Source organism: Flavobacterium sp. GSB-24 (assembly GCF_027924665.1).
Classification (GTDB): domain Bacteria; phylum Bacteroidota; class Bacteroidia; order Flavobacteriales; family Flavobacteriaceae; genus Flavobacterium.
The window spans coordinates 2,929,059-2,949,620 of record NZ_AP027043.1; the positions used below are offsets into that span (position 1 = coordinate 2,929,059).

Genomic DNA, 20,562 nt, shown 5'->3' on the forward strand with positions numbered 1-20,562 from the left:
AATTATGAAACTCTTTTCAAAGCTTCAGGCAAAAGAACCAAAGTCAATTTTAAATGCTGCCGTTATTGTGGCTGCTTTAGGTTATTTTGTTGATATATATGATCTTTTACTATTCGGAATTGTCCGTACAGACAGTTTGAAAGACTTAGGAATAACAGGCGATGCCATTCGGAATCAGGGAGAATATTTAATTAGTATGCAAATGTTCGGAATGCTCTTTGGCGGTATTCTATGGGGAATTTTAGGCGATAAAAAAGGTAGAATTTCTGTTTTATTTGGTTCGATACTTATTTATTCGGTTGCAAATATTGCAAACGGAATGGTGGACACAATTGGAGCGTATGCTTTTTGGAGACTTATTGCAGGAATTGGTCTAGCAGGAGAACTTGGAGCAGGAATTACACTTGTGGCAGAATCCCTTCCGAAAGAAAAACGTGGTTACGGAACTATGATTGTAGCTTCTGTTGGAGTTTCTGGAGCGGTTGCAGCCTATATTATTTATGAAATTTTTCAGGATTGGCGCTTATGTTATTACGCAGGAGGAGTTTTAGGAATCTTATTATTGTTTTTAAGAATTAGTATTACCGAGTCAGGAATTTTCAAAAGAGTTCAAGAGGAGAATGAAAAGAAAGGTGATTTTTTATCATTGTTTACTAATAGAAAACGATTTTTTAAATACATAAACTGTATTTTGATTGGAATGCCTTTGTGGTTTTTGGTTGGCGTATTAATTACGTTTTCACCTGAATTTGCAAAAGCACTAAACATACCGCAAGCCGAGACTATTGAAGCGGGAAAGGCAATTGCATTTTGTTATGCAGGTTTGGTTTTTGGAGATATTGCCAGCGGACTTTTGAGCCAATTGCTGAAAAGCAGAAAAAAAGTAATGTACTGGTTTTTGGCTTTCAATTTAGTAATGGTGTTTGTATATCTAAACGTTGCGGGGATTTCTGCAAATGTATTTTATTTCCTTTGTCTTTTAATGGGCGTTTCTGTTGGATATTGGGTTTTGTTTGTAACAATTGCCGCAGAGCAGTTTGGAACCAACATCCGTGCAACAGTTACGACTACTGCACCAAATTTTGTACGCGGTTCACTGCCCTTAATAATATTAGTTTACTCTTATTTTAGAGACTACATTTTTGACGGTGATATTATCTGCGCAGCAATGGTAGTAGGAACTCTATTGTCATCAATTTCATTGCTGGCCTTATCAAAGCTCAAAGAAACCTTTCATGTAGACTTAGATTATTCTGAAAAAGCATAACAAAAATTTGATGTTAAATTATTTCACTAACCAATTTGAGTGGTTTAAGGGTTTGGTTACCAATTGCACTAGTTGGATTCAATAAAATGTTTTTTAGTAAATTAATTTTTGCTTGTAGATTATTGATGAAAATTGTTTGTGTTATAATTTAATGTAAAAGGAAGGTAGTAATGCCTTCCTTTTTAATATTCTTATACTAAAAGATCTAAATGATTTTAAATGAAAAGTAAACCAGTTTCTATAAAAGATATTGCCGATCACTTGAATATTTCAATATCAACGGTTTCTTTCGTGCTAAATGGCAAAGCGGAAGAAAAACATATTTCAAAAAAAATGACTCAAAAAGTATTGGATTATACTAAATTGATCGGCTACAAGCCAAATCAAATTGCGCAGAGCCTTAGAACAGGAAGATCAAAAATTTTAGTCTTCATGGTCGAAGACATTTCAAGCAGTTTTTTCTCGAAGCTTGCTAGGATTTTTGAAGACATGATTTACAAAAAGGGATATAAAGTTATATTTTGCAGTAACGAAAATAATGATCAGAAGTCAAGAGAACTTATAGATTTGTTTAATTTTCGACAGGTTGATGGGTTTATAATTGTTCCTTCTCCAGGTATAAAAGATACGGTTGAGGATCTTATAAATTATAATATCCCAGTTGTTTTGATGGACAGGTTTTTTGAGGATTTGCAATGCAATTATGTTGGTATTGATAATGTGAGAGCTTCAAATGATGCGGTTTTACATTTAATTAAAAATAGTTTTAAGAATATTGGTTTTATTACAACAACTTCAAACCAGTCTCAAATGAGAGATCGTCTGAATGGCTATGATCAGGCAATTTTTGAATGTGGGCTCAAACCAAACATCCTTAAGATTCCAGAAAATAAACTTGCGGAAGCAAAAGAATATATACGAGATTTTTTTGTTAAAAATATTAATTTGGATTCTGTTTTTTTTTCAACTAATTATCTTGCTCAAAGCGGATTGGAAGTTTTTAAAGAAAATGATTATGTTTTATTGAAAAAACTCGGCATTATTTCTTTTGAGGATCATGATATGTTTAGATTGTGTCCAACTTCTATTAGCTGCGTTTCTCAGCCGCTTTCTGAGATCTCTGCCAAGCTAATGGAAACAATGTTGTCTCTCCTAGAGAATAGAGATGAGGTTAAATCATTTCAAAAAAGCATATTAAAAACTGAATTAATTATTCGTGATTCGTCTCTATCTAAATAATTTTAGCGTTCTTTCTAAATACAAAACTTATGAAAAGATTCTTTTTGTTATTAAGTATTCTATGTTTTTTTTCAGGCTGTAAATCAGTAAATAATAATCCGATCAATCAGGTCTTAAAGAGTGATTCCGAAATTATAAAGAAAGTTGCAAACCAGTCTGAATTGTATGAGCTCCAAATTGTTTATACTTCGGTAAAGAGAAAAAATAACGGAAAAGTTATTTTAAAGGATTATAAATACAATGTTGATGCTTCAAATTATTATTACCCGGCTAGTACAGTTAAACTTCCTATTGCAGTTTTGGCGTTGGAAAAGCTCAATGCTATGAAAGGGGTTGACGTAAATACTGTTTTCACTATAAATAATGATTCAACCAAGTTATCCTTTTCAGATGATTTGCGTAAAATTTTTGCTGTAAGTTCAAACGAGGCAAGTAATGATTTTTATGAATTTATGGGACGGGATTATCTTAACAGCAAGCTGAGAGAAAAAGGATTAAAAAAAGTTCGGATAAGTCACCGTTTATCTACCACAAATTCTGGTGCAGCAGAAACCAAAGGGATAACGTTTTACAAGAAAGATGGTGGAAACATCATCATTCCAAGGGTTACCGACAGTAAAATTTTGCCTTTAAAACTGAATAAAACATCAAAGGGCAAAGGATATTATGAAAATGGTAAATTGATTAATTCTCCTATGGATTTTAGCAGAAAGAATTATCTTCCCTTAGAAACATTACACGGAATTATGAAAAGAATTGTTTTTCCTGATAATTTTTCAAGCAAAGAACGTTTTGAGTTATCGGCAGAGAATAGAGAACTTCTTTTGTATGACATGCAGAATTTACCCAGAAATGCAGGTTTTGATCCAAAAGAGTATTACGATAGCTACTGCAAGTTTTTTATGTTTGGCGATACAAAAGATCCTATACCGAGCAACATAAAAATATATAATAAAGTTGGTGACGCTTACGGTACACTAATAGATTGTGCTTATATAATAGATGAGATGAATAAAGTTGAATTCATCATCAGCGCAACCTTACTGGTTAACAAAGATGAGATATTTAATGATGACATTTATGAATATGATACGGTAGGATTGCCATTTCTTGCTCAACTTGGAAGAGTTTTCTATGATTTGAACTTAAAGGAAAAAAAAGGAAATAATTTGTAGTCATTCTCGCTGCTATTTTTATAAATGTTGGCAAATAAAAAAATACTACCTTTTACAATATAAGAAAACGGTTCTGTAGCATCTATGACTAAGTTTTATCTTTAGCTGTTCAAAACTAATAAAAAATGAATACTAAAGGTGATTGCTATCCAAAGTCAATCATTCTCCATGCGGTATGTTTCAAGCTTAGGTTTACGTTAAGTTATCGAGATGTTGAAGATAAGGGGGGGGATTGTATATCATGCTACGCTTCTTATTGCCACAATAAGTAAGGTTTTTATTTATAATACTTTATTGATTTACAGGTCTTATTTTTACTTGTACTCTATTCAGACATACTTGAGAATTAAATTACAATTATAGTGTACGGTAAGGCATTTATCCACCAGAAGTTCCTTTATGTTGTCCCAATCCTGAAGTTTTCATTTGCGTGCAGATAATTTTTTCTGAAATTTAAAGGACTTTGCTGATAACGTATTTTGAACTGCGAATTGAAATGTGATAAATTATTAAATCCAGATTCCAGACTAATCTCCAAGACACTTTTTTGTGTTTCGATTAACATCTTTGTGGCGTAGGTTAATCGTATTTCATTTAAAAAACTAGTAAATGACTGACGGGTTCTTTGACTAAAGTATCTTGAAAATGAATTGTTAGCCATATTAACAAGCCCGGCTACTGTTTCAATTTTAATATCCTGCTTAAAATTCTGGTAAACATAATGCAGTATTTTTTTCATTCTTTCAGACTCAACACCATTTCTGCCAATTATGAAATTAGTACTGATTAATTCCAAATGGTCTGATTCTGCAATGCAATTTAGAATTTCCAAAAGTTTGAGCCATCTCGCCAGACCATTTAATTCTATAAGCTCAAAAAGCATTCTGCTTACAAGTGTATTTGTAAGGCCTGTTATATTTATTCCCTTTGACGATTGAATTAAAAGCTGGTTAAGATTTTTACTTTCCGGCAGAGAAAGAAATCCATCACTAAAAGTTTCACGATTAAAATGCACCACAATTGATTTGGCCCTAAGTTCAGTGTTAGGCAGATAGAATTCAGGATTGTTCCTGTAAAGATGTGGCAGATCAGGTCCTATTAATACAAGATTTCCGGGGCCAAATTCACTCCTGTGGTCTCCTATAATTCTTGTACCAGTGCTTTCCACTACCAGAACTAATTCATACTCTGGATGGAAATGCCAGGGTGTAGGAAAATAATTGTAATTGAATAATCTTGTAGCAAAAGATTCATCAAAATTTTTAGCCAGATAATCTAAGACAGGTTTCATTATTTATTGTTTAGCTAATCAAATATAGATGAAACTATTTTCAGACGCAAAAAATGTTAGAAAACCATCAGTTTTGAACAGATATCTGGTAGATTTCATCATTGCAGCTAGTCTATCTTAGCAAAAAAAAAGCAACATGAGAAATGAAATAACAGAAAAACAGATTGCGGAGTATCACGATAAAGGATTTATTATAGTGAAAAACTTTTGCAGTAAGGAAGAAATTGACCTGCTTTACCAAACTGCCGTGAATGATCAGGCAATGGCAAAAAATGCACTTGATTTAAACGATCAATCTGGAAAGAAAACCAAACTTTCACTATGGTTTACACCCGGAAATGATGTTTTTGGCTATCTCACACGTTCCAATAAAGTTGTTAAGGCCGTAAGTCAGATTTTAGGAAACAGTGCTCCAGTTTGCCATTACCACTCTAAGCTTATGCAGAAAGAACCAAAAGTGGGAGGTGCATGGGAATGGCATCAGGATTATGGATACTGGTATAAAAATCAGTTTATGTTTCCTGAACAAATGATGAGTGTACTTATAGCACTCACACCGGCGAATAAAGAGAACGGCTGTCTGCAGGTTATTAGTGAATCTCATAAGATGGGCAGAATTAATCACGGCTTTGCTGGCGAGCAAGTTGGAGCTGATATGCAGATGGTTGATAATGCACTTAAAACAATGGATCTGGTTTATGCAGAACTGCAGCCGGGCGACGCCCTTCTTTTTCACAGTAATCTGCTTCACAGGTCAGAAGCAAATTTATCAGATTATCCAAGATGGTCCTTAATATCTTGTTATACCCTTCAGTCTAATATTGCGTATAATGAAACATCTGAATCTTGGAAAACACCCGTAGATATTGTTCCGGATGAAGCTATTTTGACTTGGGATCATGAATCCTTGTCATCTGCTGATTTCTTAAAAAAAGAAAATGATCCTGCTCTAAAAGAGACTGGTTGGGAAGACAAGGTTTGAAATTTAAAGATATCATCTTTGAATTAGTTAAATTTAATTGCTAAAGAGAAGCAGAATAAAAAATATTTTGTCTTTTCAAGGATAGCCATATAAAAACTATAATGAAAATAAAATTCTTTTGCCCAAGATGGGGTTCCGAAAATTTACAATGGGATGAGTTTGCCCATAAGGTTAGAGCTGCAGGTTATGATGGAATTGAAAGTCCAATACCGTTTGAAGAAAAGGAGAAGCTTGAAATAAAAGAAGCCTTAAAAAGTGAAGGTCTGGAATTAATAGGACAATATTATCAATCCTTTGAAGAAGAATTTGGAGCTCATAAAGATAACTTTAAAAGACACTTAGAGAGCATTGCAGAATTAAAACCAATATTGATTGTTTCACAAACCGGAAAAGATTATTTTTCAGCTGCACAGAATAAAAATCTTTTTCAGGCCGCAAGTGAAATCAGCAATAATACCGGAATTACGATATCACATGAGACACATCGTAACAAAGCCTTGTTTGCTGCGCACATTGCGAAGAATTTATTGCAAGAAAATCAAGAGGTGAGAATAACAGCAGATTTTTCGCATTGGTGTGTTGTTTCTGAAAGTTTATTAGAGCAGCAAAAAGATGCAGTCAACCTTGCTATTTCCAGAACTATTCACATACATGCTCGAGTAGGACAGCCTGAATCACCACAGGTTGGCGACCCACGATCCCCTGAATGGAAAATAGCATTTGAAGCACATTTGAAATGGTGGGATCAAATAGTAAAGGAAAGATTCGAAGCCGTAGCAGATTTTTTAACCATTACTCCAGAATTTGGCCCAGAGCCTTATATGCAGACAATTCCGTTTTCAGGAATGCCGGTTGCCAATCAATGGGATATTAATATTTATATGATGAACTTCCTTAAAAAGCGTTATGCAGAATTCTTATAATATATATTGCACAAATAAAGAATTTTCTTTTATTGAGTATAATCATTTAAACGAATTTGTCTAGTCAAAACAAAAAATAAAACCATGTTAAAAAAAATAATTCTTTTGGTAATTTTAATCATACCGTTAACTGCGGTAAAGAGTAACGGGATTGGCGATTGGGGATTTACACCCTTGGGGCTCCCTTTTTATCAATATACAGGTAATCTTCCATTTTATGCCAAAGATAAAACCGGTCAGGATTCTGGATTGCCGAGTGACCCTTATTTCTTGCTTGGAAATTATAAAATGTCCTTGATAACGCATACTAGTGGAATATATGAGCTATTCAACGCACAAAGAGTATGGACAAGAATAAACGCATCTTCCCAACCCAATTATGGATGGAACGATGCAAGTATTGTTTTAAATAAAAAGAAACGGATTAATTTGGTTGGGTTAAACTCAATATCAACTGACAATAATCTGGTCAAAAAATATTTTGGAGTGGGCTTTGCACGGTACAGTTATCAAGTACAAAAGGATATCATCTGCAACAGATTAATTTCTGTCAAACCATCAAAAGCTATAAATTCTGGAAATCCTTCTTTTGTTGTTTCGGTACTTCTTAAAAACAATAGTCAGACGACTCAGAATTTAGTATATAAGGAATGCATGCTTGTTAACTCGGTGGCAAATGCTTTACAATATATACCAATTGCTAAGCGTCCAATAGTCTATAACACCACAACCTCAGTAGATGAAAAAAAACAAATAGCAATAGGTAAGATCAATTCTGTTCCCAACAATTTTTTGCTGTTTCCTTCTAAGAACGAGAGATATGTGCATGATGTAAATCCTTCATCTGTATTTATGTACTGTAAAAAAAATGATTTAAAAGAGAGCAGTGTAAGTGTCAGTAAGGACACACTGGTAACAAATATTGAAGTGAAGTTAAAGCCAAATGAGAGCAGAACATTTCATATTGTGATAGGCCTTCAGGAATTAAACAATTTATCTGAAATCGAAAATCAGATAAATGATTTATTTCAGGATGCCGATTTAAATGAGCAGTCTGAAGGTGTTTTTGCAAAAATGTGGAAAAGTAAATTACCTGATTTGTCACATGAAAGTAATCCTATACTTAAAAGAGAAATGTTATGGAACAGCCATTTTATAGAAGCTTCTTCAAAATACAATGACTATTACAAAGAAACATTTATTCCTCAGGGATCTGTTTACAGTTATCATTTTGGAGACAATATTTCAAACAGGGACCATTTGCAGGCAGCACTCGCGGCCTGTTATATTAATCCTGAATTGGCGAAATCATCTATTCGTTATGTAATCAAGCACTCAGAAACTGATGGAGAAATTAAGAGAGGAAATTCCGGATATGGATATTCTGCACCTTCTATTTTTAAGGAAAGTGATGAGCAGCTGTTTTTCTTTAATACAATTTCTGAATATCTGCTGATTACAAAAGATTATGGATTTTTGAATGAACAGCTAACCTACTTTCCTGCCGAATATGGAAAGAGTGATATACTTTTGAATATTTTAAAAAAATATTTTATTTACTTACGAGATGAAGTGGGTACTGGCCCAAACGGCTTGGTAAAGATGTTAAACTCAGATTGGAGCGACAGTTTTTTTCATAAGTATTCTCCAAATGTATTTGCAGGATCTGCAGAATCTCATTTAAACTCGGCGATGGTCCTGGCTATTTTGCCAAAACTCGAAGATGTACTTAAAAAATCAGGAAATAAGGAAGCATTATCTTTTATTTCCGCTTTGGAAGATTATCGCCTTAAAATTGAAATGGCATATTTAAAAGATCTTGGAGACAGAAAATTCTCGGCGAGGGCCTACCTAAATCACAAACTAAAGTTTGGTATTGAAAATGTTTGTATCGAGCCTCAGGGATATTTGCTTCAGATTCCAAATTTACCAGTAGAAAGAAAAAAAGAGATCTATGAGTATGTTAAAGCAAAGTTATTGGACCCTGAAAAAATAGGAATAAGAACCAGGGAAGAACCTTTATGGGGAGGAAAAGCAGATGGTGAGGATGGCGGGATATGGTTTTCATTAGAATATCCTGTCTTGCTGGGGGTCGCTACTTTCGATAAACAAGAGGCCCAATCTTTGTTGCTCAAATTTTCTTTTGATAATTTTGCCAGGCAATATCCTGAATATTGGATAGGGCAGTGGACGGCTGCTGATGAAGTAAATTCAACCTTATATCGTGAAGGGCTTTATAGTTTTTGGGTTGCTCCAAATGAAACCAAAACGGCATTCCAGGGCTACTGTTCTCATCCGCATACATGGCCATTGTACTGCTATTTCAAACTTAAGGAATATTGATAAATAATTAAAGGATATTATAGTAAATTTGTTCTTGATGCTGCGAAAGAAAGTCCATATTTTGGGCTTTTTTTCGCTATTTGAATTTCAAAAATTATTGTGAATGGAAAGATGAAAAATATGCTTAAAAACTTATATTTAAGTTTTCTGGTTCATTTCAATAGCCTTCAATCTATGAACTTTAATAGTGATGTTAAATTTGGATTTTAGGCAGAAGTTTTTTCTTTGTCGGTAAAGTCGCTCTCCTCATCAAAAGTCAGATTTTCGATTGTTATGACCTCTGCAGGTATATTAATAATTTTCTGTGGTTCCTGAAAAGTTGCAAGATATCTGTAAAGAAGTTCAACACCTCTATATCCCTGCTCATAAGGTTTTTGATTGATTAGAAAATCAATAACGCCTTCTTTTAAATATTGTATATTATCCTTTACAAGATCAAAAGCCAAAAAGCGTACTTTATTTTCTTTGGTCAATAGTTTAGCAACTATGTGTGCTCTTGAGTTTGGAATAAAAATACCATCATTTTTAGTAAGGGTACTTAATTTCTCCATTATTTTAGCCGATAGGTTTTCATCATTGATACTCAGATTAATCAGATCCGTTTTTATTTTTTTGTTTTCTTTAAAATAGGATTTGAAGCCTTCAATTCTGCTTACAACATTAGGGTTGATATTTTGTTCGTTATAGATGTTAAAGATGAGGTATTTAGCTTTGGATTCCTGCCCGTAATTAATCAGCTTTCCTGCCAGTCTTCCTCCTTGTGTGGCATCTTGTCCCAAACTGGATAATGCACCATATTTAGTATTATTAGTTCCCAGCAATACAAAAGGAATTTTCTTAGTTGTACATTTTCGAAGAAAAGCTTTTATAGAAGCATTTTGAGGTTGTGAGGTTATAATGGCACTGTATTTTTCAATAAAAACCGTCTTTTCTATATTCTTAAAACTATCAATATTATTCTGGTCATAAAAATAATAGCTTATTTTCAAACCGAAAGGCAAATAGTTTCTTCCTGCTGTTTCTGTTGAATTTACAATTGGCTCCCAATATTCTCCCACTGTATGCTCAGGTAAGATTACAGCAACTTTAAGGCTCTTGCTTAATGCTAGATTTCTGGCATGGGTATTGGGTGTAAAATTATATTCTTTTATAATTTTCTCAATTTGTTTTTGTTTGTCTTCTGCCACATAACCACGTTTATTAACTACACGGTCAACGGTACCTCTGGATACATTTGCAATTTTTGCAATTTCATTAATTGTTAAGTTTTTTTTCATAGTAATCTGGCTAAGTTTATTGACTCGATTGACAAAAGTAAATAGTTCGCAGACTATTATCGAATATTCCATCAAAAATACATAAAAATAAAAATATTCTAGGATAACAGTACAATTCGAGTTTAGTGATTAGAATATAATCATACATGCAGGAATGAACTTAGATTGAATATTATCTTTGGTATTGTTTTATTTGTTTTTTTTTGTGCTTAAATTTATCAAAAGGAAAATTTATTCATTTTTTTATTGCTGTATTCAAAAAAAATTAGATATTTGCTACAAATATATATTTTTTTGCGTAATCTGTGCACGGGCACACAATAAAAAAAATTATTTTATAATAATTTGTTGAATAAAATTGCTAACCATCATGTTTAAAACCACCAGTCATATTATTTGCGCCTTCTTCTCAAAAAAGTTACCATTATCAATATACCTTTTATTGGTAGTACAATTAATTTGGAGTCAAAGTACGGCTTCACTAAATAATACAAATTTTGAGGTACCGTTAGAGTTCATTGGAACAGTGCAAAATCGTGATGCCAAAGAAATAAAGACTTCTAATTGGATTATTGGCTGTGAGACGCTCGATCGAGACATGACCGATTACCATCAATATAAAGAATATTTAGGGCCTCTTGGAATAAAAAGATTAAGAATGCAGGCTGGCTGGGCCAAAACAGAAAAGGAAAAAGGGAAATATGACTGGAGCTGGCTGGACAAAATTGTTGATGACGCTGTAAAACGCGGTTTAGAAATATGGCTGGAAACTTCTTATGGAAATCCAATCTATGAAGGCGGCGGAGGTATTAATTTAAGCGCAGGGATTCCTACTTCTGATGAAGCTCTTGTTGCCTGGGATAAATGGGTTAAAGCTTTAGTAATTAGATATAAGGATAAAATTCACGAATGGGAAGTGTGGAATGAACCTAATTTTGGCGATAATAAAATAAATTCACCAGAAAAAGTAGCTGGATTAAATATTCGCACAGCCGAAATTATAAAGAGTATTCAGCCCCAGGCAATAATCTCTGGACTATCCCTCGGACATATTGATCTGCAGTATGCCGATAAGTTTTTTAAAGTTCTTCACGATAAAAAGAAACTTAATCTATTTGATAATATGACCTACCATGATTATGTGTATAATCCGGATTCTAATTACGGACGTGTATCTGAATTACGTTCTGTTCTTAATAAGTACAGCACTAAAATTAAATTAAGACAAGGAGAAAATGGAGCCCCGTCATTTGGTGGTGGTGGAAGAGGAGCATTAGGTGATTATGACTGGACAGAACTCTCTCAGGCTAAATGGAATTCACGACGAATGCTTGGCAATCTTGGGCATGATATCCAATGTAGTATACTGGGAATTATTGATATGAATTATGGTATGGCCGGAAGCCCTATTACTAAACTGAATGTAAAGGGAATTATTGAATCCGATGCAACAAGAAAAGCAGTCCGTCCAAAAATGGCGTATTATGCCATGCAAAATATAGCTTCCATTTTTGATGATTCGCTGCAGCGTATAACAGACCTGCATCACACCTATAATATAACTGGAGCAGAAAAAGGAGAACACCGATACAGTTGTGGTACCGACAGGAGTATATCAGTTTATGGTTATGAGCATAAAGATTCCAAAAAACAGGTTTACACAATTTGGATGGACGAGAATATTCCTTTGAATTCAAACACAGGCAAACTTCAGGATTTTTCATTTTCCAATGCAAATTTTGAAAACCCAGTATATGTTGATATTTTATCTGGAAAAGTTTACAGTATACCTGCTGATAAATGGAGTAAAAAAGGAGATATTTTTACTTTCAAAGATATTTTAATCTATGATTCCCCTGTTTTGATAATTGAAAAAAGTCTCCTGAAAATCAAGACACCTTAGTTCACTTTCCTAATTTTATTTTATTAAATCATGAAATACAAAAAAGTATTTGTACTTCTTCTGCTAGTTTGTGCAGGAGCTAGTGCACAGAGAAGCTATAAGCTTACTTCAGATCTTGAAGCATTAAAACCAACCAATATTTTTCCTGAAAATGCCCAGACTGATTTTGTTCTCAGAGATGGATCAAAAGCCGATAAGAAAGCCACTTTCGAGGGTAAAACAGATAAGGATGGCAATACAATTTTTACAGCTGAAGTTTTTGCAACAGCAAAATCACATTACGATGTCAATGTAAAATGGATTTGCAGTAAGCCCGTAAAAAAAGGAGATGTTATTTTAGCAAAGCTGGCTATGCGAGCACTTTATGCAAGGCAGGAATCTGGGGAAGCTGTGGTGAATTTTTACATGAGCCGCAAAAACTATGATGGTGATAAAAGTATTATTATCCAGCTTGGCGCCGGACCTGAATGGAAAGAATATGATATTCCGTTTACAGCTTTAACTGATATACCTTTGGGAGAGGGCGAAATTTATCTTTCACTTGGAGCGCTACCGCAAAAGGTAGAAATAAAAGACGTGGTTGTTTTAAATTTTGAGAATAAAATTTCTTTGGAAAAACTGCCAGTAACGCGTTTTACTTATTTAGGACGCGAGAAGAATGCGGCATGGAGAACTAAAGCCTTAAAAAAAATCGAAGAAATCAGAACAGCACCAATTGCTATTCATATAACAGACTCAAAAGGTAATGCTGTTAAGGGGGCAAAAGTTGAGGTCAAAATGAAAACTTCAGAATTTATTTGGGGAACCGCTGTTAACGAAGAAATTTTAGCTGAAGATCTGCCAGATTCAAATGAATACGAGAAAAATCTTTTAGAACTTTTTAATACAGCAGTTATAGAAAACGGATTTAAAGGAGGCTCCTGGAAACAAAATGAAAAGAAGCAGCAACAAACCATAAAAGCATTTGAATGGCTGGAAAAAAATGGATTCAGGCAACGTGGACATAATTTAGTCTGGCCGGCATGGAAATTTAATCCTGCAAGTGTTAAAACACTTGCAGAGAAGGATCCCAAGGCATTCGAAAAATACATTGAAGATGAAATACGCGAAAAAACATCTATCTTAAAAGGAAGAGTAATTGGATGGGATGTTATAAATGAACTAGTGCATGAAAAAGAATTTTTTGCATATCTGCCAAAAGATATTGAAGTAAAATGGTTTCAGATTGCTAAATCTATAGATCCTCAGGCCCAAATGTTTATTAATGAATATGGGATGCTTAACAGTATCGCCAGCCCGAAAAACATTAAGGAATACCTGCAATTAATTAGTGAATTGAGAACTAAAGGAGCTCCTGTTGATGCAATAGGAATTCAGGGCCATGTGGGAAGACAGCCAAGGAACCCAGAGCAGGTAATTTCCGATCTTGAATTATTTAAATCTTCTGGGCTTCCTGTTCAGATTACAGAGTTTGATATCAACATGAAAGATGAGGAACTGCAGGCGGACTATACACGAGACTTTTTAATTGCATGTTACAGTTCTCCAGTTGTAACAGGATTTACGATTTGGGGTTTCTGGCAACCCAAACACTGGAAACCTGATGCCGCTATGTTTAGAAAAGACTGGACTGCAAAACCAAATGCCCAGGCTTGGCGTGATCTGGTAACCAAGGAGTGGAAAACCAATTTTATAAAGCAATCTGACAGCAAAGGCGATGTTAGTTCACGAGGACATTTTGGACTTTATGAAATAACGGTAACAAATGGAAGTGTGGTAAAAAAAGTAATGTATCAGTTGAATAAGGAAAGCCAAAAATTGGACATAAAATTATAATACTGGCAGTATTGCGAACAAAGTACTTGTTATGATTTTTTAAGATAATAGAATCGCTTTTAAATTTAAAATACTAATAAAATAAAAATATGAAACGGACTATCTTTATAAATTTGATTTTACTGCTGGCTATTCTGACAACATCTGTTTCAGGTGCCAGAAATATTTACGTGGCAACAACCGGCAATGATTCTCCCAATGACGGCACGATTGAGAAGCCTTATCTGACGATAAATAAAGCTGCACAAGTTGCAGTGGCAGGAGATGTGGTAATCATAAAATCTGGTACCTATTCTCCAACGGCACAGATTGATATGGCAAATTCCGGCACAGCGCTCCTTCCTATTACTTACAAGGCAGAAATTCCGGGGGAAGTAATCATAGATGGTGCAGCTTCAGCAACCCCTACAGTCTCAAACAGGCGCGGACTTATTACGATCGCAGGAACAAATGCGACAAATTTGAAAAGCTGGATTATAGTTGAAGGCCTCCGTCTTATAAATTCAAAATGGGCTGGCATTATAGCAATTAATAGCTCAAACATTACCATAAAAAATTGCAGTACCTACAATACCGGAGCCTCCGGAATAATCGGCGCTACATCATCAAATATCCAGGTATTAAACAATAAAGTGCAGCAGGCCTGCGTATATCCTGATAAAGCAGCCGGGACAAATGAATGTATTACAATGGCAAGCGTGGATACCTTTGAGGTTGGATACAATACGGTTTCTGATCGGCCTACAGATCCGTCTAACGGAGGAGAGGGAATTGATGCAAAAAATGCCTGCAGTAACGGGAGCATACACCACAATACGGTTTTTAATTTGTACCGTGTTGGTATTTATGTAGATGCCTATCAAAAAAACATCAATAATATAGAAGTATATGCCAACAAAGTTTATGATATTGGAGGTGGGGGAATTACTATAGCCAGCGAGGAAGGCGGTACGGCAAAAGGTATTAGGGTCCACGATAATGTTGTATATAATATAAAAAGAGTAGGTATCAGAATTGCAGGCTATCTTAACAATGGGCCTTTGCAGGAGATTGATGTATATCAAAATACTATTGTTAACTGCGGTACAAGTGGAGGCAATTGGGAGAACTGCGGTCTGTTGATTGAAGCTACAAATGCAGCAAACTACGGATTTAATATAAGAAACAATATAATAGCCTCATCGCCTGTACAAATAAGGGGAAACAATCAGACCTATCCTATTGTTATAGATAATAATATTTTATTCGGATCAACTTTGCTCTCCGGGACAAATGCAATTACACAGGATCCTAAATTTACAGATCCGGCATCAAATGATTATAGATTAAAAGAAGGGTCGCCTGCTATAAATAAAGTGGCAGGATCTCCTTTGTCGACTAAAGATTTTAACGATGTGGTGAGAGCAGCAGGAAATCAGGGTGATATTGGAGCGTTTGAATATAGTCCTAATCTTAGCACAGGTAATGTAATTCAAAAAGAATCAGGACGAGGATTAAGAGTATATCCCAATCCTGCTAAAGAGGCCATAACCATAAAAATACCATCGGATGAGGCTGATAAGTACAATGTATTTATATATGACCTACAGGGCAGATTAGTTTACAGTGAAAATGACACTCGTTTGTTGGTTCCAGGAACGGATTTAATTAGTATTAACACCAATAAATTTACCAACGGCCTATATGTATTAAAAGTTGCTGGCGAGACTGGTAAAAATTTCTTATCCAAATTTCTCATTCAAAAATAATATGAGAGCTCTTTTTTTATATTGCTATTTGACTTTCTGCTCAGTATTTTTATGTCATGCACAACAAACAAATACTTCCTATGATGTTAGGCACATTATCAAATCAGTTTACGAGCAGGGTATACAGCATACTGAATTGGATTTTTATGCCGGTACCTTGCTTTTGCACGGAATAAGTGAGTTTTCGCTACTGCCGGGAAATGAAGATATTCTTAAAAATACCATTTCAACCTATAAACTGTTTTCAGACGGTTCCATAAATGCAAAGGGAAGCATTATATCCTATGAAGCAGGCGGCTCTGGAGCGTCTTATCTGGCATGGAAAAATGTTGCGCCTGACCTTGATAAGCAAATTTACACTACAGCAGAGAAGATGATGCAGCTGCAAAACCGTTCTCCTGAAGGTTTAATGACTGCTAATTTTGCAACTGGTGATAAAATTTTTATAGACGTTGCATTTGCTGTAAGTCCATATCTATTATACGCTGGACTTAAAAAAGGAAATCAGCAATTTATAAACATGGCTGTAGATGAAACACTGGGTCTGTTCCAAATATTAAAAGATAAAAGGACAGGTCTGCTTCATCAGGCCAGAGGATTTGCCAGACCAGGAAGCATCTCTGAGGATAATTGGAGCAGGGGAAACGGTTGGGGTGCATTTGCATTGGCGATTTTAGTTCGTGATCTGCCGCATACACATCCTAAATATAAGGAGGTCGAAGAATTAGGCAGACAATTTTTTACAGATGTAATAAAATATCAAAATAAAGAAGGTTTGTGGCATCAGGAAATGACGGATAAGACTTCTTATGTTGAAACTTCAGGAAGCGGATTGCTTTTGTATGGTTTGGGGATTATGCTTGAAAAAAAAGTACTTGATCAAAAATACATGAAGGATTTCAAACTTGGCCTTGCAGGCTACCTGTCTTATATAGGTACAGATGGTTCTGTGAGTCATACCTGTTTCAGCTGTCTCGCGCCAAATAATGGAACAAAACAAGACTACAAATCCCGCCCATGGGTATTTAATGATCATCATGCTTTTGGTCCCGCTGTTCTGGCTTTCAGTCAGGCAGCCAAAATGGGCATCGCCAATGTAAAACCTTTAAAAAGAATGGGAATTTATTCTATTGCTGATTCACCAAAAACAGTAAGAACCTATATGAAATTTGAAAGGGGAAGTGATATAGCATGGGAGAATGACAGAATTGCATACAGGCTTTATGGGCCTTCCGTAAGGTCTAAAGTCGGCAATGGCATAGATGTTTGGACTAAAAAAGTAGATTATCCAGTTATAGATAATTGGTACAAACTAAATGATCAGGGAAAGGATTATCATATCGACAGGGGAGAAGGTCTTGATTTTTATCATATGGGCAAACTCAGAGGCTGTGGCGCTATAGCGGTTTGGATAGATGGAAAACCTTATCCTTCAGCAACTTTTGACAGCTATAAATTTCTTAAAAATCAAACGGATGGTATTGGTGTACAGCTTAATTATCAAACGTGGAATGTTCCGGGTATTACTGCCTTGGAAGAAAAAAAAGTCATTGAAATGGGACTCGGAACCAATCTTTTTAAAGTAACAAGCACCATAAAAAGCGATAAAGATATTGAGCTTACTATTGGCATTGGAATAACGACCTATGGACATCCCGAAGTTGACAAAGATCAAAAATCGGCAACAGTAAGTACATGGGAAAATATCAGTACTGAGAATGGAAGCATAGGTTCAGCAGTTTTGGCTGATCCTAAGAATTTTATTGGCTATGGCTGGTATGAGGGTGACCAATATGTTCTGATTAAGATAAAAACCAATGTTCCCTTTGTTTATTACGCGGGAGCAGGATGGGATCATAGTTCTTTTTTTAAGAACAAGGAAGATTGGTTCAGCTATATCAAGTTACAAGCCAGTGTAATTGACTTCATGGACAGGACAGCTGTTTACAAATAGGAATTCAATTACTAATAAATTTTTTTCGACAACTAATCAATTTTACAGATGTTGTTTTCAAAGGGAATGATGTTGTCTCGGTAATAAGCTATTTTTTCTATTTTCTGAACGATGCGTCTTACCGCGATGAAGAGCATGCTGATATATTTGAAATGTATTTTTTTAATCATTATAAACAAAATACTAATGACTGGAAAAAATGTTTTTCCTTTTTTAAAAACATAATTTTTAACATAGAAACAAGTTTCTACAATACTTCTTATTATGATTTATAAGTGCTTTAAGAATGCTGCATCGGCTAGAATAATACTGATTTGCCTGTTTTTAAATAGTTTCATTGGATATTCACAGCAGGGAGAGAAAATCGCAGTTGATTATGTGGACAATTTTATAGGTGTCCGAGATAAAAACACTAGTTGCATATTAGGGCCACAGCTTCCTAATGCGTCTATAAGTCCAAGTCCGCAGACGGCTCCCGGAGCTGTAAATTATGATATGGACGGATACATTATGGGAGAGCCGATAAGAGGATTTGCCCAGTTGCATGTCAGCGGAACGGGATGGGGCAAATACGGTCAAATTTTGTTTTCACCACAGATTGGACTGGCTATAGGAGAAGCTGAACACGATTCTCCTAAAACAGCTGAAACGGCACTTCCTTTTGAGTATTCGGTGTCTTTGACCCGCTATGGAATCAAAACTCAAATCGCACCACAGCAGCATTCTGCAATCTACAGATTTACTTTTCCGAAGTCAGACAAATCAAATATTCTCTTTGACCTCAGTCATAATATTACGGATATCGCAACTGTAATGAAGATTCCAAAGGGAAATTTTTTAGAAGGAAAAGTAGCTTTCAGTAACTCAGACGGTACAGAATTAAGAGGTTACGGTCAATACATTGGCGGTTTTTCCAACGGTCCTTATAAAATTTTCTTTTGCATAAGACTAAGCAAAGTGCCTCAGTCAAAAGGTACATTTAGTAATGGCAGTATAAATAAAGGAAGCGCTGAGCAGGTTACAGATAAAGTGGAAGACCGTATTGGCGCCTATGCACACTATACTACGCAAGAAGATGAGGCTGTTTATTTGAAAGTTGCCGTTTCGATGCAGAGTACAGAGAACGCAGCAGCCTGGCTTGATACCGAAATTCCTCATTGGGATTATGATCAGGTAAGGGAAAATGCCAGAAAAAAATGGAATCAGGAATTGGGAAAAATCCAGATACAAGGAGGAACAGAAGCAGAAAGGCGTATTTTTTATACTGCTTTATATCATAGCTCTATTATGCCGCGTGACAAAACAAACGATATGGTTGGTTTTGGCAAAGACACTGCAGTATGGGATGACCATCTGGCGGTATGGGATACCTGGCGTACGCTTTATCCGCTAAAAGTACTCACCAATCCTGAGATGGTTAGCGGAACAATTAACTCGTTTATAGCCCGCCTGAAAAAAAATGGCAGGGTCAAAGATGCGTATGTCGCAGGGAACGACATGATGTCTGAACAGGGAGGAAATAACATTGATAACATAATAGCAGATGCTTTTGTTAAAGGCGTTAAAGGAGTGGATTGGAAGCAGGCTTATGAAGTTGTTAAATTTAATGCAGATAACGAGCGAAACGGCATCAGCTATGGAAAGCCTGACAACAGCAGAATGTATAAAGAACTCGGCTGGATTCCGGCAGGAAAAATGAGCTGTTCCGTGACTTTAGAATACGCTTATAATGATTTTTGCGCATCACAAATGGCAAAATCCCTTGGGAGCAAAGAGGATTATAAAAAATACTTTGACAGAAGCACGAAATGGATAAATCTTTGGGATAAAAACGCGCAAAGCAATGCATTTAATGGCTTTATAGTTCCTAAGAATTTAGATGGACAATTTGTAACCATAGACATAAAAAAGAACTGGGGATCCTGGAAGGACTATTTTTATGAAGGAAGTTCCTGGACCTATTCTTATTTTACTCCACATCAGTTTGAAAGGCTGGTTGAAATAAGCGGAGGAAAAGAAGCATTTGCCAAAAAGCTGCAATATGCATTTGACAACAATCTGATTGATTATGGAAATGAGCCCGCTTTTTTGGCAGTGCATGCATTTCATTATGCTGACCGTACAGATCTCGCGAGTTTTTATATCAGAAAATTAATGAAAGAAAGATTTACTCTTGAAGGCAATGCAGAGAATGACGACAGTGGTGCGATGAGCAGCTGGTATGTGTTTTCAGCAATGGGATTTTTTCCTAATGCGGGTCAAAATATCTATTACCTGACGGGATCTCCTTTTGAGAAAACGGTACTGACCCTTGGTAACGGAAAAAAAGTAATAATAACAGCAAAAAATGCCTCGGATAAAAATGTCTATATCCAGTCATGCAAAATTAATGGCAAGACATGGAAAAACTCAATTTTTACTCATAAGGAGATTGAAAATGGAGGTACCATTGAATTTGTAATGGGAGAAAAACCAGTTTTGCTTTAATAATATTATTTAGATAAAGGCAGAATCTGTATATAAAATTTATATAAAGCAAAATACAGTATATTCCTAGGGCAGTACAGCTTAGTTTTAGATTTTAGTTTGATAAGACATCGAAGATTCAGTTTCAAATTAGAGTT

The 20,562-nt window shown here is 35.3% G+C and carries 13 protein-coding genes and 1 pseudogene; 12 read left to right on the plus strand and 2 right to left on the minus strand.

Features of this window, described 5'->3' with window-relative positions; translation table 11 throughout:
- Positions 1-4 precede the first annotated feature (4 nt).
- The 4 genes and pseudogenes from QMG60_RS12750 to QMG60_RS12765 form a co-directional block, all read left to right on the plus strand.
- Positions 5-1,267 (plus strand): MFS transporter, encoded by a 1,263-nt coding sequence (locus QMG60_RS12750; protein WP_057116271.1) that lies wholly within the window; start codon positions 5-7, stop codon positions 1,265-1,267.
- A gap of 219 nt (positions 1,268-1,486) precedes the next feature.
- Entirely contained in the window at positions 1,487-2,506 is a 1,020-nt protein-coding gene (locus QMG60_RS12755) for a LacI family DNA-binding transcriptional regulator (protein ID WP_281865143.1), read from the plus strand.
- Positions 2,507-2,535: 29 nt separating this feature from the next.
- Positions 2,536-3,681: a serine hydrolase gene (locus tag QMG60_RS12760; RefSeq protein WP_281865144.1), complete on the plus strand. Its 1,146-nt coding sequence runs from the start codon at positions 2,536-2,538 to the stop codon at positions 3,679-3,681.
- 125 nt (positions 3,682-3,806) lie between these two features.
- Positions 3,807-3,933: pseudogene (locus QMG60_RS12765) on the plus strand (IS6 family transposase); the annotation flags it as partial.
- Between the two features lie 145 nt (positions 3,934-4,078).
- On the opposite strand, the gene QMG60_RS12770 reads toward QMG60_RS12765, so the two are convergent.
- On the minus strand, positions 4,079-4,972 hold the full coding sequence (locus tag QMG60_RS12770; protein ID WP_281865145.1) for an AraC family transcriptional regulator: 894 nt from the start codon (positions 4,970-4,972) through the stop codon (positions 4,079-4,081).
- A 136-nt stretch (positions 4,973-5,108) separates the two neighbouring features.
- Between QMG60_RS12770 and QMG60_RS12775 the strand changes: the two genes are divergently transcribed.
- From QMG60_RS12775 to QMG60_RS12785, 3 genes are all read left to right on the plus strand, one after another.
- Positions 5,109-5,954 carry a phytanoyl-CoA dioxygenase family protein gene (locus QMG60_RS12775; protein WP_281865146.1) on the plus strand — a complete coding sequence of 282 codons (846 nt, stop codon included), beginning with the start codon at positions 5,109-5,111 and terminating at the stop codon, positions 5,952-5,954.
- A 101-nt stretch (positions 5,955-6,055) separates the two neighbouring features.
- Positions 6,056-6,877, plus strand: coding sequence for a TIM barrel protein (locus QMG60_RS12780; RefSeq protein ID WP_281865147.1), 822 nt, complete (start codon positions 6,056-6,058; stop codon positions 6,875-6,877).
- Positions 6,878-6,961: 84 nt separating this feature from the next.
- A complete protein-coding gene (locus tag QMG60_RS12785) occupies positions 6,962-9,220 on the plus strand; it encodes a hypothetical protein (RefSeq protein ID WP_281865148.1) in 2,259 nt (752 codons plus the stop codon).
- 206 nt (positions 9,221-9,426) lie between these two features.
- Here the strand turns inward: QMG60_RS12785 and QMG60_RS12790 are convergent, their stop codons facing one another.
- Positions 9,427-10,497 carry a substrate-binding domain-containing protein gene (locus tag QMG60_RS12790; RefSeq protein WP_281865149.1) on the minus strand — a complete coding sequence of 357 codons (1,071 nt, stop codon included), beginning with the start codon at positions 10,495-10,497 and terminating at the stop codon, positions 9,427-9,429.
- A 442-nt stretch (positions 10,498-10,939) separates the two neighbouring features.
- Here QMG60_RS12790 and QMG60_RS12795 point away from each other — a divergent pair, with 442 nt between their 5' ends.
- From QMG60_RS12795 to QMG60_RS12815, 5 genes are all read left to right on the plus strand, one after another.
- Complete coding sequence (locus QMG60_RS12795) at positions 10,940-12,400, plus strand: beta-galactosidase (RefSeq protein WP_281865150.1); 1,461 nt, start codon at positions 10,940-10,942, stop codon at positions 12,398-12,400.
- 30 nt (positions 12,401-12,430) lie between these two features.
- A complete protein-coding gene (locus QMG60_RS12800; RefSeq protein WP_281865151.1) occupies positions 12,431-14,236 on the plus strand; it encodes an endo-1,4-beta-xylanase in 1,806 nt (601 codons plus the stop codon).
- Between the two features lie 89 nt (positions 14,237-14,325).
- Complete coding sequence (locus QMG60_RS12805; RefSeq protein WP_281865152.1) at positions 14,326-15,984, plus strand: T9SS type A sorting domain-containing protein; 1,659 nt, start codon at positions 14,326-14,328, stop codon at positions 15,982-15,984.
- Position 15,985: 1 nt separating this feature from the next.
- Positions 15,986-17,938, plus strand: a complete 1,953-nt coding sequence (locus tag QMG60_RS12810; protein WP_281865153.1) for a DUF4861 family protein — start codon at positions 15,986-15,988, stop codon at positions 17,936-17,938.
- 264 nt (positions 17,939-18,202) lie between these two features.
- A complete protein-coding gene (locus tag QMG60_RS12815) occupies positions 18,203-20,425 on the plus strand; it encodes a GH92 family glycosyl hydrolase (RefSeq protein ID WP_281865154.1) in 2,223 nt (740 codons plus the stop codon).
- The last annotated feature ends 137 nt before the right edge of the window (positions 20,426-20,562 follow it).